This window comes from Bacteroidales bacterium (genome assembly GCA_013141385.1).
Taxonomy (GTDB): domain Bacteria; phylum Bacteroidota; class Bacteroidia; order Bacteroidales; family Tenuifilaceae; genus UBA8529.
Window position 1 is genome coordinate 27105 of record JABFRB010000028.1, and the last position, 15033, is coordinate 42137.

Genomic DNA, 15033 nt, shown 5'->3' on the forward strand with positions numbered 1-15033 from the left:
AAACTGGTGGGGTTTTTTTATCATTATAAAAATCCTAATAAAGTATTTTCTTCCTCAGTGAAATTCAAAGATGAATTCTTCTTCTTAATTTTTTTTATCAACTCCAAAGTATTAGCAACAAATGCTCTGTGCTCTGGGATATTGGGATTAAATGGCTTGTGGTTAACCGCAGAAATAACTTTTTCTATCTCCTCCATTAAGGTTATTGATTTTGATTCAATTAAAGATTTTTTAAACTTTTCCCAGATATATTCAACAGCCACTTTTGAGGGATGCAGCATATCATCGGCATAATAACGATAATCACGCAAATCGTCCATTAAAATTTCGTACGATGGGAAGTAAAAAGCATTATCAGGGTATTTGAGGATCAATTTATGGATTGCAACATTAAGAATTGATTTACTTTGCTGATTTCCAACAGCACCATCTTTCCAATGTCGAACAGGGCTTATCGTAAAAACAATTTTACTGCATGGTGTCTGGCTCAAAAGCAAATCAATCAGTTCAGACCATGATGTCACAATCTCCTCAACGCTCATCAAGTTATTATTAAATTCTTTTGATGGAACCTTATGGCAATTTGTAACGGGTTGATTATTCTCCTTAAGGTAGTATACCCTAGCCGTTCCGAAGGTTACAAGTAAGCAATTTGCACTTTTAATAAATTTATTTGCATGTGATAAATCATAGTTAATCATCGCAAGACATTTGTTCTTATCTGAAGAGGAGTAACTAGAATGGTGAAGGTAACTATACCATAGACCATCCCTAAACCTAAGATCGGATTCCGTGAGCGGCGTTGCCTGAATAATACGTTCAATAACAAGTTTTACTGACAATGGGTTATAAACAACCCCAAAAGGATTAACTAAAGCGGGCATCTTGCGCTCAACCATAATTCTTCCAATATTCTCAGTAAAACAAGAACCACAAAAGATTATGGGTGTTTTGTAGCTAATATCAAAAGGGAATGGTTGAACATCAACCTCAGTTCTGAATGCTGGGATCATCGCATTTTTTAAAATCAATATCCATTTTAGAATCAATCCATTTAATGATTTCTTCAAATACTATCCCCCGTACAGTTTCATTGTGTAACTCGTGGTACATGTTAGGCCAAGGAATAAAGGTGCCACAATTAAGACTAGTCGAAAACTCTTTAGAAGCATTAAACGAGGTAATCTGATCGGCCTCCCCATGCATTAAAAGAACAGGCGTTTTAATTCCCTTTGCATACTTCAGGGCAAACTCACCTGCATTTCTTAAGGCAACATATAATTTAGGTGTAATTCGATTGTGATTGAGAGGATCGTTCTTATACTTCCAAACCTCTTCATCTAAATGTGAAATTTCAGAGGGTAAAACAGAAGACTTCATTGGTAGGAATGGAGCGATGTAATTAAGTACCGAGGCTAAGAAATTTAATAATGGGGAAATTGGTTTTGTCAATTTTAGCCAAGGTGATGTTGAAATGATAGCGTTTACACTACAGCATCTGCGAATAGCGTGATTTAATACAATGTTACCTCCCATGCTATGACCATAGAGGATTACTGGCATATTTGGAAAAAACTCTTTCCCTTTAGTAATCGCTAAATCAACTTCAAGAAGTAACTGCTCATAATGGTGAATGTGACCCCGTTGACCGTCCGAAAGACCATGACCTATATGATCCCATGTAAGAAATGCATATCCTTTATTCACAAATATCTCCGCCCAATGCAGATAACGTTTGGAATGCTCGCCATGTCCATGTACAAAAAGTATCAGGGCTTTGGGTGTTGTTCCCGGAGAAACATGCCAGACAAATAGTTTATGATTTCGGGGTGTAACCCAAAGTAGTTCTACCATTTTCATAAAAATAAATAAAAAGCCAAGATAGTAAATAATTGATAATGTTGTATGTGTAATAGAAAATGAAGGATGAAAAACAATTGTATTACTCCAGATATTAAATTTTAGTGGCATTTTGATATAAAACTTGCGAATTGTTTTAAGGTTTTTAAGTGATATTCTATTGATTAGAATTCGTAACAATTTTTTTCCATCCAGTTCTAAGTAAAGGCGTATTATTAAAAATCATATTAAAATTTTCATTGGATATTGTTCGCATTTCTTCTGGAGAAAGGCTTAATATCTCCTGCTTTGACATTAACTCTTCACATTTTGATATAGTAATTTTACTATTCCAAGGGCAGACTTCCTGGCAAATATCGCAGCCAAAGCACCAGCCATTTAGCATTTTAACTTCATCATCAGTCAATGCTGATTTTTTTTCAATTGTTAGGTATGATATACATTTTCGTGAATCGATAACACTTGGCGATACAATTGCTCCAGTTGGGCAAGCATCCATGCAACGTGTGCATGTTCCACAATGGTTTCTAATTTCTGCGATAGAAGGTTCAACCTCAAGATCAACTATCAACTCACCAATAAAAGTATATGATCCTAATTTGGGATTTATCAACAAGGAATTTTTACCAATCCAGCCTAACCCTGTGCGAACAGCCCATGTTTTTTCCAGAACTGGGGCAGAATCAACAAAGACTCTCCCCTCAACTTGTCCAAACTCTTTTTGGATTAACTCAAGTAGTAGATATAATTTATCCCTTACAACATCATGATAATCGTGACTAAGAGCGTAACGGGAAATTTTTGGAGATTCCGTTGATATTCTTGGACTCCCTGAATAGTAGTTGATTAGAACAGATATTACAGATTTAGCATTAGGTACAAGAATTCTGGGATCTAGTCGTTTTTCGAGATTTCGTTCCATGTAGGCCATCTCTCCATTCATTCCTTCTGCCAACCAATGCTTAATATGACTATCTTCTTCCGCTAAAAAACTGGCAGAGGATACCCCACAAGCATCAAAGCCTATTTCAAGGGCAAGAGATTTGATTTTTTGTTCTTTAGTCGCTGACTGTTGCTTGGCTTCGCCATTCATATTTATTCGGGGATTCGTTCAACTGTCAACTAAAAAATGTCAATACTATAGAAATCCAAGTTCAAGCATAGCCTCTTCGCTCATGCGACTTTTATCCCAAGGGGGATCGAAGGTCAGATTGATTAATGCTTCAGTTATGCCCTCAACCTTACCCACCTTTTCATGAACTTCATCTAGCAATTCATCTGCCAATGGACAGTTTGGTGCAGTAAGAGTCATTGTTACCTTAACTTTTCTATCCTCATCAACATCAACCTCGTAAATAAGGCCTAAATCGTAAATGTTAACGGGTATCTCTGGATCGAAAATATTTTTCAGAACCTTTACAATATCGGCCTCTATTGCTAGTATATCTCGTTTTGTTTCCATAATAGTAATAATTTTATTCCACAAATAATTAAATCCTTTAACCACATAGTTTCATGAAGGAATCCACTAAGAAACACAAAGGAAAACTTATTAATACCTAATGGTTAGATTGACCTTAGCGTTCATTTGTAGTTGATATTTCATGGATCAATTATTAAGTTTCGATTGGTATGCAATTGCATAGAGTCTCATCTGCTTAACCATTGCAACAAGCCCATTCGAGCGGGTTGGGGAAAGATTCTCCTTTAGCCCAATCTTATCAATAAAGTAAAGATCCGCATCAATTATCTCTTTGGGTGTTCGTTGGTTTAATACTTGAATGAGCAGTGCAACAATACCTTTGGTTATGATCGCATCGCTATCTGCCGAAAAAAGAATTCTTCCGTTTTCAAGTTCAGCATCAAGCCAAACCTTACTTTGGCAACCTTTAATAAGGTAAGATTCCGTGCGCTTCTTCTCATCTATTGGAGGAAGGTCTTTCCCCAACTCTATAAGCTGTTGGTATTTATCCATCCAATCGTCAAAAACGCTAAAATCGTCAATTATCCTATCCTGTACCTCGTTTAAAGTCATCTCCATTATTTTAAATCTTCTTAATAATTTCTTTTTCAAACCATTCTCTATCCCCAACGCTCTTAAAAGATTCGACAGGAAGATAAATAAAATCAATTTTTGATGTGTAAAGTAAATAATACTTTCTGTTTCTTTCTACACTTCGAAAAAAACGAGTTTCAATGGATGTTGATGTACCATTCACAATTATTACATCGATTTTATCAGAATCAATTTCATAGTGTCTTTCCAGAAGAAATAGCCCATTATTATTAGCAAACGTCCAATACTGGTATGCCATAACCGCCTGAATAAGAATTAACGCTGCAATTATGAAATACGCAAAAGAATCTCCTTGTTTAAGTAATAAAAGTAATACCAGCATAATCCAAATCCAAGCCACTAACCACCAGCGTTTTTTCAAATAGCTTGTGATCAAAATCTTGAATAGCTCTTTTTCAGTTAATGTTATTTGTTCAGTTACTATCATGGTTTTTACTAAATTTTATTTATTCCTCTGGCTTACCCAAACATCTCTTTTATCTTCTTAACACCATCAATCAACCTATCAATCTCCTCAAAAGTATTGTAAAATGCTAATGAAGCCCTAACGGTGCCATCAATAGCAAAATGAGCCATCACAGGCTGGGTGCAATGATTTCCGGTGCGGACGGCAATGCCCATTTTATCGAGTATCATTCCTGTATCGTAGGGATGAATGTTTTCAACCAAAAATGATACTATTGGTGCTTTATGCTGAGCATTCCCTATAATCCTTACACCGTCAATAGCAAGTAATTTTGATGTAGCATATTTTAATAACTCAGTTTCATATGCTGTGGCTGCCTCAATGCCAATAGATTTATAGTATTTAATAGCAGAAGATAATCCAGCCGCTCCTATATAATTTGCAGTACCAGCCTCAAACTTAAATGGGAGTTCATTGTATACGGTTTTTTCAAATGTTACTCCTCGTGGGGCAACCATATCTCCCCCTCCCTGCCAAGGGACTATTGCGTTTAACAGTTTTTCTTTACCATATAAAACGCCTATTCCAGTGGGTCCATATATTTTATGTCCTGCAATTGCATAAAAATCTGCATCCAGATCCTGAACATCAATAATACCATGCTTAACTCCTTGTGCGCCATCTATCAAAACTGGAACATTATACTTATGTGCTTTTTTAATGATTTCCTTGATTGGGTTTACAGTTCCAAGAGAATTTGAAACGTGAGTTACCGCCAGAATACGTGTTTTTGAGGTGATTAGTTCATCTAACTTTTCGATGATTAGTTCCCCATTATCATCGAAGGGTAAAACTTTAAGTTTTGCCTTTTTGCGCTCGCATAACATCTGCCATGGAACGATATTGGAATGATGCTCCATTTCTGAGACAATTACCTCGTCCCCCTCATGAACAAAAGTTTCTCCAAACGAGAAGGCAATCATGTTAATTGAGGCTGTTGCTCCAGAGGTAAAAATCACCTCATTTGTTTTTTTTGCATTAATAAAACTTCGAACTGTTTCACGAGCCTCTTCATAGGCTTTTGTTGACTCCTCGCTCAACTTATGAACTCCCCGATGAATATTAGCATTGATGCTGTTATGGAAATGAGTTATTGCATCGAGAACTACTTGAGGTTTCTGCGTTGTTGCCCCATTATCGAAGTATGCAAGAGGCTTCCCGTAAAGAGTTTGATTTAATATTGGGAAATCTTGACGAATTTTATTAATATCTAATGACATAAAATATTTTTTTAAGATTTACGATAACTGTCAACTAAATACAGTCAACCTCAACCGTCAACGAATCTAACAGCAATGCATAGGACAATTATGGCATCTTGATAGTTCCCCGCGAAGACGTTTGTTTACCAGATCATCAATTCTATCGCGAAGCGGGTCAACGCTGATTTTCTTCACAACATCATGTGCAAATCCAAACATCAGCAGTAACATCGCTTCCTTCTCACCAATACCTCTTGTCTGCATATAAAATTTGGCTTCCAAGTCGAGTTGTCCAACGGTTGCACCATGACTACATTTAACATCATCAGCATAAATTTCAAGTTGAGGCTTTGTGTTCATCTTGGCATCAGCGGTTAGAAGTAGATTATTATTCGCTTGAAATGCCTGTGTTTGTTGAGCACCCCTTCTTACCAATATTCTACCGTTAAATGCCCCAGTTGCCTGATCATCAAGGATACCTTTGAATAATTCAGTGCTAGTACAATGTGGTTTAGCATGATCAATAAACGAATAGTTATCGATATGCTGGGTTCTATCATTTAAGTAAAGTCCGAAGGAGTTATTCTCACATCCTTCCTCATCAAGAAGAACATCTAGATTATTTCTTATAAATCCACCATGAAGGGTAATTGTGTTGGTTGTAACCTTCGAGTCTCTAAGTTGACGAATGTAAACATGCGAAATTTGTGATGAATCGTTGTGTTCGTTCTGCATCTTTACAAAATCCAGCGTAGAAGATGATTCCGTAATAATTTCAGTGACAACGTTCGAAAGAAATTTCTGTGAAGAAAGCGTATGATCACATACAACAATACTCGCTTTACTTCGCTCTTCAAGTATTATTAGGTTTCTGTACTGAACAAGAAGATTTTCATCAGACATTAAAAGATTGATAATCTGAATAGGTCTATCAAGTTCGACTCCTTTAGGAACATATATAAAAACACCATCTTGAACGAAAGCAGTGTTAAGCGAAACAAGTCCTTCGCCATTATTATCGGCAATTGTATTGTAATACTTCGAAACTATTTCGGGATACTTTATTGCTGCTTCGGATAAACTGCCATATATCAATCCATTATCGAGTTTGGTGATTTTTTCACCTTTAGGAAGATAGAATCCATTCAAAACCAAAGCTAAATCAGTTCCAATTTCTGGGATATCACACCTAAAAATATCATCAATTTGGAAAGTAATATTTTTAGGAGCAAAGTATTTTTCAAAATCTTGTGAGAATAGAGGCTCAATTTTCGAGTATTTATACTTCTCGTTTTTAGCATCGGGCAGTCCCAGAAGGTTGAAATTCTCTATAGCCTCCTGTCTTCCCCTATTCAATATTGGAGCTGAGTTATCGGTAATAAGATCAAGGTTGCTAAGATAAAGGTCTACCAAATCCTCCTTGATCGATATAGTTGTTGATTTACTCATTTAAATTTTTATTAGATTGTTATCTTTGTTAAAGACAGTCAATGAAATATCTGTCAACTGATAACAAAAATCTGTTAACTAAATCCTACTCACCATTTTTAATCCAATCATACCCTTTCTCCTCAAGTTCAAGTGCAAGTTCTTTGCCAGCACTTTTTACAATTTTACCACTGTAAAGGATATGTACAAAGTCTGGAACAATATAGTCAAGCAATCTTTGATAGTGTGTAATTACTATTGAAGCGTTATCTGGGCGTTTTAACTTATTTACACCATTTGCCACAATGCGCAACGCATCGATATCGAGACCAGAATCAGTCTCATCAAGAATCGAGAGCTTCGGTTCAAGCATCGCCATCTGAAAGATTTCATTTTTCTTCTTTTCTCCTCCAGAGAATCCTTCGTTCACTGAGCGATTGGTTAATGCAGAATCAATTTCAACGAGTTCTTTCTTCTCGCGCATCATTTTTAAAAAATCTGATGCGGATAATGGTTCTAATCCCCTGTATTTACGTTGCTCATTAACAGCCGCTTTCATAAAGTTAACCATGCTAACGCCTGGTATTTCAATAGGATATTGAAAACTTAGAAATAACCCTTCACGCGAACGAACTTCGGGTGATAGATCAAGTAAATTTTTCCCGTTGAAAAGGATCTCACCATGTGTCACCTCAAAGATTTCTCTCCCTGCAAGAACCGCAGCAAGCGTGCTTTTTCCAGAGCCATTGGGTCCCATGATCGCATGAACTTCACCTGCGTTAATCTCTAGATTAATTCCCTTTAATATCTCTTTGCCTTTTATGTTGGCGTGTAAGTTTTTAATTACTAGCATATTAAAATGTTTATTATAAATCTTTCTTGAATTTTTGTGCCTTTGTAACTTTGCATCAATAATTAAACGCTAAGGCTCAAAGACGCTAAGTATCTTAAACTTTATTATCTGCAAATATTACCCAACACTTCCCTCAAGACTAATCTGTAGCAATTTCTGCGCTTCAACAGCAAACTCCATCGGAAGTTTATTTAACACCTCCTTTGCATAACCATTTATTATAAGTCCAATCGCATCCTCGGTGGATAAGCCTCTCTGATTACAATAAAAGATTTGATCTTCGCCTATCTTAGAAGTTGTTGCTTCGTGTTCAACTATTGCAGTTGGATTATCAACCTCAATGTATGGAAATGTATGTGCTCCGCATTTATCGCCTAAAAGAAGTGAATCACACTGTGAGAAATTTCTTGCATTCTCTGCCCCTTTAAGAACCTTAACCAACCCCCTATAACTATTATTACTAACCCCCGCGGAAATGCCTTTTGAGATAATATGGCTACGGGTATTTTTACCAATATGAATCATCTTTGTTCCTGTATCGGCTTGTTGATGATTGTTTGTTACCGCTACCGAATTAAACTCTCCGTATGAATTATCCCCTAGAAGTATACAACTCGGATATTTCCAAGTAATTGCAGAACCCGTTTCAACCTGAGTCCACGATATCTTACTATTCTTTCCCCTACAAATCCCACGCTTGGTGACAAAGTTGTAAATTCCGCCTTTACCATTCTTATCACCCGGATACCAGTTTTGAACTGTAGAATATTTAACTTCGGCGTTTTCAAGAGCAACAATTTCGACTACTGCCGCATGCAACTGATTCTCATCACGAACAGGAGCAGTACAACCTTCCAAATAGCTAACATAACTATCAGCCTCGGCTACAATAAGCGTACGTTCGAATTGACCAGTATTTGCAGCGTTTATCCTGAAATAGGTGCTTAACTCCATTGGGCATCGAACACCTCTGGGAATATAGCAGAACGAACCATCGCTAAAAACAGCAGAGTTTAGAGCGGCAAAATAGTTATCGGTTGTAGGAACAACTGATGCAAGGTGTTTCTTAATTAAATCAGGATGTTCACGAATAGCTTCGCTCATCGAACAGAAAATAATACCATGCTCAGAAAGAGTCTCGCTAAAGGTTGTCTTAACCGATGAACTATCCATAACAGCATCAACGGCTACACCAGATAGTATCTTTTGTTCATTTAGAGGAATACCTAACTTTTCGAATGTTTCCTTTAGTTCAGGATCTATTTCCTCGCTACTATTTGGGTTTTTCTTACGAGGAGCAGCATAAAAGATAATCTCTTGATAGTCAATGTCCGGGACATTTAGGTGAGCCCAAGTAGGCGTTTCCATTGTTAACCAGTAACGATATGCCTTCAAGCGGAATTCAAGCATCCACTCTGGTTCTTCCTTTTTTTTTGATATTATCCTCACAACATCCTCGCTTAAGCCTTTGGGAATAATATCTGTTTCAACATCTGTTACAAATCCGTATTTATAGTCTCCTGATGTAACCTCGCTTATTATTTTATCCTGATCGTTTGTCATTGCTAAGAAATCTTTATATCGGTAACTTATGAACAAACTGAAAGTAGTAATGTTTGCTCCTATATGCAAATAGTAAATTAATAATGTAGAATAATTCTAATTAAGCACAAAGATATTTACTTTGATTGGATTAGAAAATGTTTTTAGTCAAGAACTATTAAATTACTAAGATTATATATAGTTGACTTTTAAAAGAATTATCAATAATTTTATTGTAGCTAAAACTGAGCGAAGGCTTTAAATTATTTGGAAGAAATTATCTCTTATAAAATTGTAGATTATTTGTGTTTGCAAGCCTCAGCCACTCGCTCATTAACAAAATATTCTGAATTGTAGCTATTCAGATAAACCTAACAGTAAATCAAAATGGCAAAAAAAATCATCTACCTAACAACCCTTCTCTTGGGTTTTCTGATCATTTCTCAACCTACCGTAAACGGGCAGGAAAAGAAAAAAGTTATCGATAGACCATCAAAGTGCGATGTAAAAAACATTGACGATTTTGTTTCTAAGACCTTCGACACCTATGATGAAAGTCAAAAAATATCTGAGGATCTCAGTTTTATCAAGGTAGAGGGTGATGGGAAAACAGTTCCTATTAAAATTACTAACGGTAAAGGAGAGTCTATTAGCAAAGAAACTGCCCTTATTCAATTTGGCGACTTGCTGGTTAGAGCCAAGAAACAAAACGATAATATAAAGACATTACAAGAACTTCAAAAGCCCGCACAGGAGAGTCTGAAAAAGTGCCCCTTGACTCAAAAGCCAAAAGCAACCAAATCCCTGAGTAAAGGTGGCGAAGCTTTAAATGAAGTAGTCAAACAAACAAAAGAGCAGGTTGAATTGATAGAAAAGCAGATAGCGGATATCAAAACAATTAAAGATTCAAAATAAACACCTAGTAATCCAATAAGTCCAAAATGGTAAACCCCAACTTTTGAGTTGGGGTTTGCTATCTATTCTAATTGTTTATTCTTTTTTTGTAGCAATGTAGAAGAAGGGGACATTTGCCATATCAGAAAGCTCCTCGCCCGCTTCGCGAAGTTCATCATCATCCTCGTCAAAATACCAATAAATCTTAATGGAAAATCCTTCTTTTTGAAATCCATTGAGCAGTATTATTATATCATAAATAAATTTAGCTGATGAGGAGTTAAAGTATATTAACTTAAATTTAAAAGTAAATGGCTCAACTTCAACATTCAAAGATTTGTTGTTTTTAATCCAATTATTCAACTCATCGAGCCACTGAATTAATGGAAAATAAAAATCACGAACATTCTCTGGTCGCGAAAACCCACTAATTTCTAGCGTTCGCAATTCAATATTAAAATCAACAGTGGGCGATACCTGTGTTCCGTTTATATGTAACGACTTCATTTGTGACTTTATTTTCTAAGGTGCAAGATAGAAAAAACATTCTTTATGTATTACAGAAAAATATTAATAAACGATAAAGATGCTAACATAATTGATTAACTAACAATTAGAGATGACCATCAATTAGAAAATAGAGTCTTAAAAAGTAAGTCCGCTTGATAATTAATGGGACTTATTCGGTTTAGGTTTGGTAGGGTATGAAATTAAAGGGGTATCCAAGCATATCGGAAATCTCTTCACCTGATTCCTGAATCTCATCATCTCCATCCTCAAAAAACCAGTTAATTAGTACCTCATTTCCTCTTGAGTGATATTTCATAAATTCTAATAAAATATCAAGTAAGAATTTTGAGGATGCAGAGTTGAAATATGTCATCTTAAGGTTTACTGTTAATATATTCTTGTTAAAATCGATATTTTTACTCAATACACCATCACTGAACTCATCAAGCCACTTTAGGATAGGTCTATAAAAACCAATTACATTTTCTGGTCGCGAGAAACCAGAAATTTCAAATAGATTGTTTTCAGGATCGAAATTTATTTTAGGAGTGAACTCGGTAGGTTCAATATTAAGGGAATCCATAAGCATTCTGGTTATTTTATGTGTTTATGGGCTATCTGCACGTTTAATGTAAAATATGAATATTTATCATTAATTGTTGAAAAGGTATAGTTGATTTTATTTTCTGAAACCTTTGCAATATTAATAATTCCGAGACCCGCACCTCCTTTAGGTGAAACATTTCCGCTTAAAATAGTATTCTTATACAGATCCTTCAATCCTTCTTTGTCAAGCGAATTGACTCTGTCTAATTTATTCTTTAAAAGTAGAATTTTATGGTTAAATATTGAGTTTGAAACATACATCGTTAGATTTTGAGAATCCATATATAAGTTAAATTTCGGTAAAAATGCTTTATCATCCTCAATATGATCCTGATGCTTATAGATGTTTTCCAAACTTTCAACCATGGCAGCATACACCTTTTTTCTAATAGTAATATTCATACCACGTTTATCAAGAAGGGCAGCCATCTTGTTAAGCAAAAATCCTATTTCTTCGTAGCTCAAAGGCCCAAAATGCCTTAATAACTCTTCGTTAGCTATTTCTACTTCTTCCATTTTATATTCTAAGGGTTGCAAAATATGAAAGTTAATTAATATTAACTAATATTCAAAGGCATTTTCGATAAAACATATTTTGGTTCTAATAAAAAATAATTTACAATATCACCTTAAAAATACTATTTTCTTTCAATATTAAACTATTAATGAGGCTATTTTTAACCTTATTTAAAAAAAAGGTTGGAATAAATCCAACCCTTTAGTACAGATATAGCAGTTTTCTATTTATTGAATTATCTTCATTTCATCGATTAATCGTGCTGCTCCAGCATATTTATCAACGATAAAAAGAACATACCGAATATCAACATTTATAGTTCGTTGAAGTTGCTTCTCAAAAACGATATCTCCGCTCATAGCCTCCCAGTTTCCATCAAAAGCTAGTCCAATAAGTTCTCCATAAGCGTTTAACACGGGGCTGCCAGAGTTTCCACCAGTTATATCGTTTGTAGTTATAAATGCAACTGGCATTTTGCCATTTTCACCATAACGACCATAGTCCTTTGTTTTGTAAAGATCCTTTAATTTTTCTGGAACAACAAATTCCCAATTATCTGGATCTTCCTTCTCCATAACACCATCAAGTGTTGTTAAAAACTCATAATGAACAGCATCCATAGGGTAATAATCTTTAACCTGTCCATAGGTTAAACGCATGGTCGAATTTGCATCTGGATACATCGCTTTCCCTTGATTCATTTCCAAAACACCCGCAATATATAACCTTTGACCCTTTTTATAGAGAATATCAAATGGATCCATTAGTTTTTTTATCTCTTTATCCTTAGCACTAATTGATTTTGATGCTATAAACGCCGGATCATTTTCTAAAATAGCCAAAGTTGGTGCTGCAAGAAATTCATTTACCTTAGTAGAATCTGAAAAAATTGATTTGGTAAACAAAAAGTCTGAATATTTCACAAAGTCTCCTTGGTATTCGGCAGTAATTGTGTTAAATATATCTGGATAATACGTTTTATCGACATTTTCATAAAATAATTTTAGCATTGCACAAGCTACTTTTATATCAGTGGCTAAGCTGTAATCCTTATAAAATAGTTTTGCTTCTCTCTTTAATCTCAATGCCCTTTTCCCAATTGAATCCGGATCATTCAATTTTAATGATTCATATAACCTTGATGCCTTATCTGCCATTGAGAATATTTCGATTCCTCTTGACAATGCCTCCGAGATGTATTGGGTTACGTAAGTGTAATTCTTATTGCCTGCTATACCTTGCTCAACCATTTTTAGAGCCTCTCCATATTTCTCTTTTCGTTGACTGTTTTCGGACACCCAATCGGAAAAAGTTTTTTCACCCTGTTTTTTAATATCAAATACCTTTAGCCGTTTAAGCGCTTTATTTTGCCCAATGGAGTTCTTCCAGTAGTTGCTTGATCTAGAGTATTTAGATGCATATTTAATGTTAATTGCTCTATCTGCTAGCATATCTTTTAGTAGGATATCCTGTCTGATTCCTCTAATAAGAATTCTGTTCTTATTACTAATATTGATTTGGGTTTCAACCTCCGAAGAGGTCATGTAACGCTGTGTCCTTGCGGGATATCCCATTATCATTGCAAAGTCATCCTTTTTAACGCCTTTTATCGAAATTGTTAGTGCTTTTTTGGGTTTATAAGGCACGTTCTCATTTGAGTACTCACCTGGTTTGTTTTCTTTATTGGCATATACACGAAAAATCGAAAAATCCCCAGTATGGCGAGGCCACATCCAGTTATCCGTATCAGCACCATATTTTCCAATTGATGATGGTGGAGCACCAACCATTCTTACATCATTAAAAACCTCATATACTAAAAGATAAAATTGATTTCCGCCAAAATAATTTTTTACAATTGCATTGTAACTATTACCTTCTTTTGCCTTTTTAGAGATTTCACCACTTATTTTTTCAATTGCCTTATCTCTTTCTGGTTCTGTCATTTGCGGTGTAATTGCTGCATTGACTTGATTTGTTACATCTTCGAGTCTAACCAAGAAAGTAACAGATAATCCGGGCGTTGGAATTTCTTCCTCAAGTGTTTTTGCCCAGAAACCATCCTTTAAATAATCATGTGTTGGCGAACTGTGCTTCTGAATTGAACCGTAACCACAATGGTGATTTGTAAGAATCAAGCCTTGTTCAGAAATAATTTCTCCAGTACAACCGTTACCAAAAATTACAATTGCATCTTTTAAGCAGGAACTATTAATACTGTAAATATCTTCAGCTGAAAGTTTTAATCCCTCCTGTTTCATCTGCTTTATATTTAGTTGATTGAGCAAAGGAAGTAGCCACATCCCTTCGTCCGCTTTTACAGTATTTCCTATTAGGATAACCATCCCAATTAGCAGTAAACAAAATCTTCTCATAGCCAGGTTTATTTTATATTATAAATATTTAAGGTTAAATGATAACGTATAGACTTAACAAATACAATAAAGTTTATTTAACAAAAAATACCAAAAGAAATATTAAAACATTTTAAGTTGGTTTTCTTGCAGTTTATAGGATAATCGATGATAAGGTGTAATTCCGAATTCCTGTAATGCTTTTCGATGGAATTTAGTTGGGTATCCTTTATTCTGTTCCCACCCATATTGAGGAAATTCATTATGCAGGTTAGCCATATAATCATCGCGAAAGGTTTTTGCCAGAATAGAAGCTGCTGCAATTGACATATATTTTGCATCTCCTTTAACAATACATTGATGTTGAATTCCAGGATATTGTTTAAACCTATTTCCATCAATTAGCAAAAGTTCAGGTTTAAGGTTTTTTAAAGCATCAACCGCCTTATGCATTGCCAAAATGGATGCATTTAGTATATTAATTTTATCGATCTCAATATTGGATACCTGCTGAACCGAGTAATCAAGGGCATTTGTAATTATTATTTCCCTAAGGGCATAACGCTGCTTAGCCGATAGCATTTTTGAATCGTTAAGAACCTCATTTACAAAATCAGGGGGCAGTATTACGGTTGCAGCAAAAACTGGTCCTGCAAGGCATCCCCGACCAGCTTCATCACAACCGGCCTCAATAGTATTGGGCTTATAGAAGGGTTTAAGCATG

16 protein-coding genes are annotated in these 15033 nt (G+C 35.3%); 1 reads left to right on the forward strand and 15 read right to left on the reverse strand.

Features of this window, described 5'->3' with window-relative positions:
* Positions 1-23 precede the first annotated feature (23 nt).
* From HOO91_16085 to sufB, 10 genes are all read right to left on the reverse strand, one after another.
* Positions 24-1013, reverse strand: coding sequence for a GSCFA domain-containing protein (locus HOO91_16085; GenBank protein ID NOU19077.1), 990 nt, complete (start codon positions 1011-1013; stop codon positions 24-26).
* Entirely contained in the window at positions 991-1971 is a 981-nt protein-coding gene (locus HOO91_16090) for an alpha/beta hydrolase (GenBank protein NOU19078.1), read from the reverse strand. Before HOO91_16090 ends, HOO91_16085 begins: the two co-directional genes overlap by 23 nt.
* A 46-nt stretch (positions 1972-2017) precedes the next feature.
* Entirely contained in the window at positions 2018-2953 is a 936-nt protein-coding gene (queG, locus tag HOO91_16095) for a tRNA epoxyqueuosine(34) reductase QueG (protein NOU19079.1), read from the reverse strand.
* A 45-nt stretch (positions 2954-2998) separates the two neighbouring features.
* Positions 2999-3322, reverse strand: coding sequence for a DUF59 domain-containing protein (locus HOO91_16100; protein ID NOU19080.1), 324 nt, complete (start codon positions 3320-3322; stop codon positions 2999-3001).
* A gap of 147 nt (positions 3323-3469) precedes the next feature.
* Positions 3470-3895 (reverse strand): SufE family protein, encoded by a 426-nt coding sequence (locus tag HOO91_16105; protein ID NOU19081.1) that lies wholly within the window; start codon positions 3893-3895, stop codon positions 3470-3472.
* Positions 3896-3905: 10 nt separating this feature from the next.
* Positions 3906-4364 (reverse strand): hypothetical protein, encoded by a 459-nt coding sequence (locus tag HOO91_16110; GenBank protein NOU19082.1) that lies wholly within the window; start codon positions 4362-4364, stop codon positions 3906-3908.
* A gap of 32 nt (positions 4365-4396) precedes the next feature.
* Complete coding sequence (locus tag HOO91_16115; GenBank protein NOU19083.1) at positions 4397-5623, reverse strand: cysteine desulfurase; 1227 nt, start codon at positions 5621-5623, stop codon at positions 4397-4399.
* Positions 5624-5689: 66 nt separating this feature from the next.
* Positions 5690-7054 (reverse strand): Fe-S cluster assembly protein SufD, encoded by a 1365-nt coding sequence (gene sufD, locus HOO91_16120; protein NOU19084.1) that lies wholly within the window; start codon positions 7052-7054, stop codon positions 5690-5692.
* A gap of 85 nt (positions 7055-7139) precedes the next feature.
* Positions 7140-7886 (reverse strand): Fe-S cluster assembly ATPase SufC, encoded by a 747-nt coding sequence (gene sufC / locus HOO91_16125; GenBank protein NOU19085.1) that lies wholly within the window; start codon positions 7884-7886, stop codon positions 7140-7142.
* A 117-nt stretch (positions 7887-8003) separates the two neighbouring features.
* Entirely contained in the window at positions 8004-9449 is a 1446-nt protein-coding gene (gene sufB / locus HOO91_16130; GenBank protein ID NOU19086.1) for a Fe-S cluster assembly protein SufB, read from the reverse strand.
* 366 nt (positions 9450-9815) lie between these two features.
* Between sufB and HOO91_16135 the strand changes: the two genes are divergently transcribed.
* Positions 9816-10343, forward strand: a complete 528-nt coding sequence (locus HOO91_16135; GenBank protein ID NOU19087.1) for a hypothetical protein — start codon at positions 9816-9818, stop codon at positions 10341-10343.
* Between the two features lie 75 nt (positions 10344-10418).
* Here the strand turns inward: HOO91_16135 and HOO91_16140 are convergent, their stop codons facing one another.
* The 5 genes from HOO91_16140 to HOO91_16160 all read right to left on the reverse strand — a co-directional run bounded on the left by HOO91_16140 (position 10419) and on the right by HOO91_16160 (position 15032).
* A complete protein-coding gene (locus tag HOO91_16140; protein NOU19088.1) occupies positions 10419-10829 on the reverse strand; it encodes a DUF1987 domain-containing protein in 411 nt (136 codons plus the stop codon).
* A 181-nt stretch (positions 10830-11010) separates the two neighbouring features.
* Positions 11011-11415 (reverse strand): DUF1987 domain-containing protein, encoded by a 405-nt coding sequence (locus HOO91_16145; protein ID NOU19089.1) that lies wholly within the window; start codon positions 11413-11415, stop codon positions 11011-11013.
* A gap of 11 nt (positions 11416-11426) precedes the next feature.
* Positions 11427-11954 (reverse strand): hypothetical protein, encoded by a 528-nt coding sequence (locus HOO91_16150; protein ID NOU19090.1) that lies wholly within the window; start codon positions 11952-11954, stop codon positions 11427-11429.
* A 228-nt stretch (positions 11955-12182) separates the two neighbouring features.
* Positions 12183-14330: a S46 family peptidase gene (locus HOO91_16155; GenBank protein ID NOU19091.1), complete on the reverse strand. Its 2148-nt coding sequence runs from the start codon at positions 14328-14330 to the stop codon at positions 12183-12185.
* 102 nt (positions 14331-14432) lie between these two features.
* Entirely contained in the window at positions 14433-15032 is a 600-nt protein-coding gene (locus tag HOO91_16160) for a ribonuclease HII (protein ID NOU19092.1), read from the reverse strand.
* Between the last annotated feature and the right edge of the window lies 1 nt (position 15033).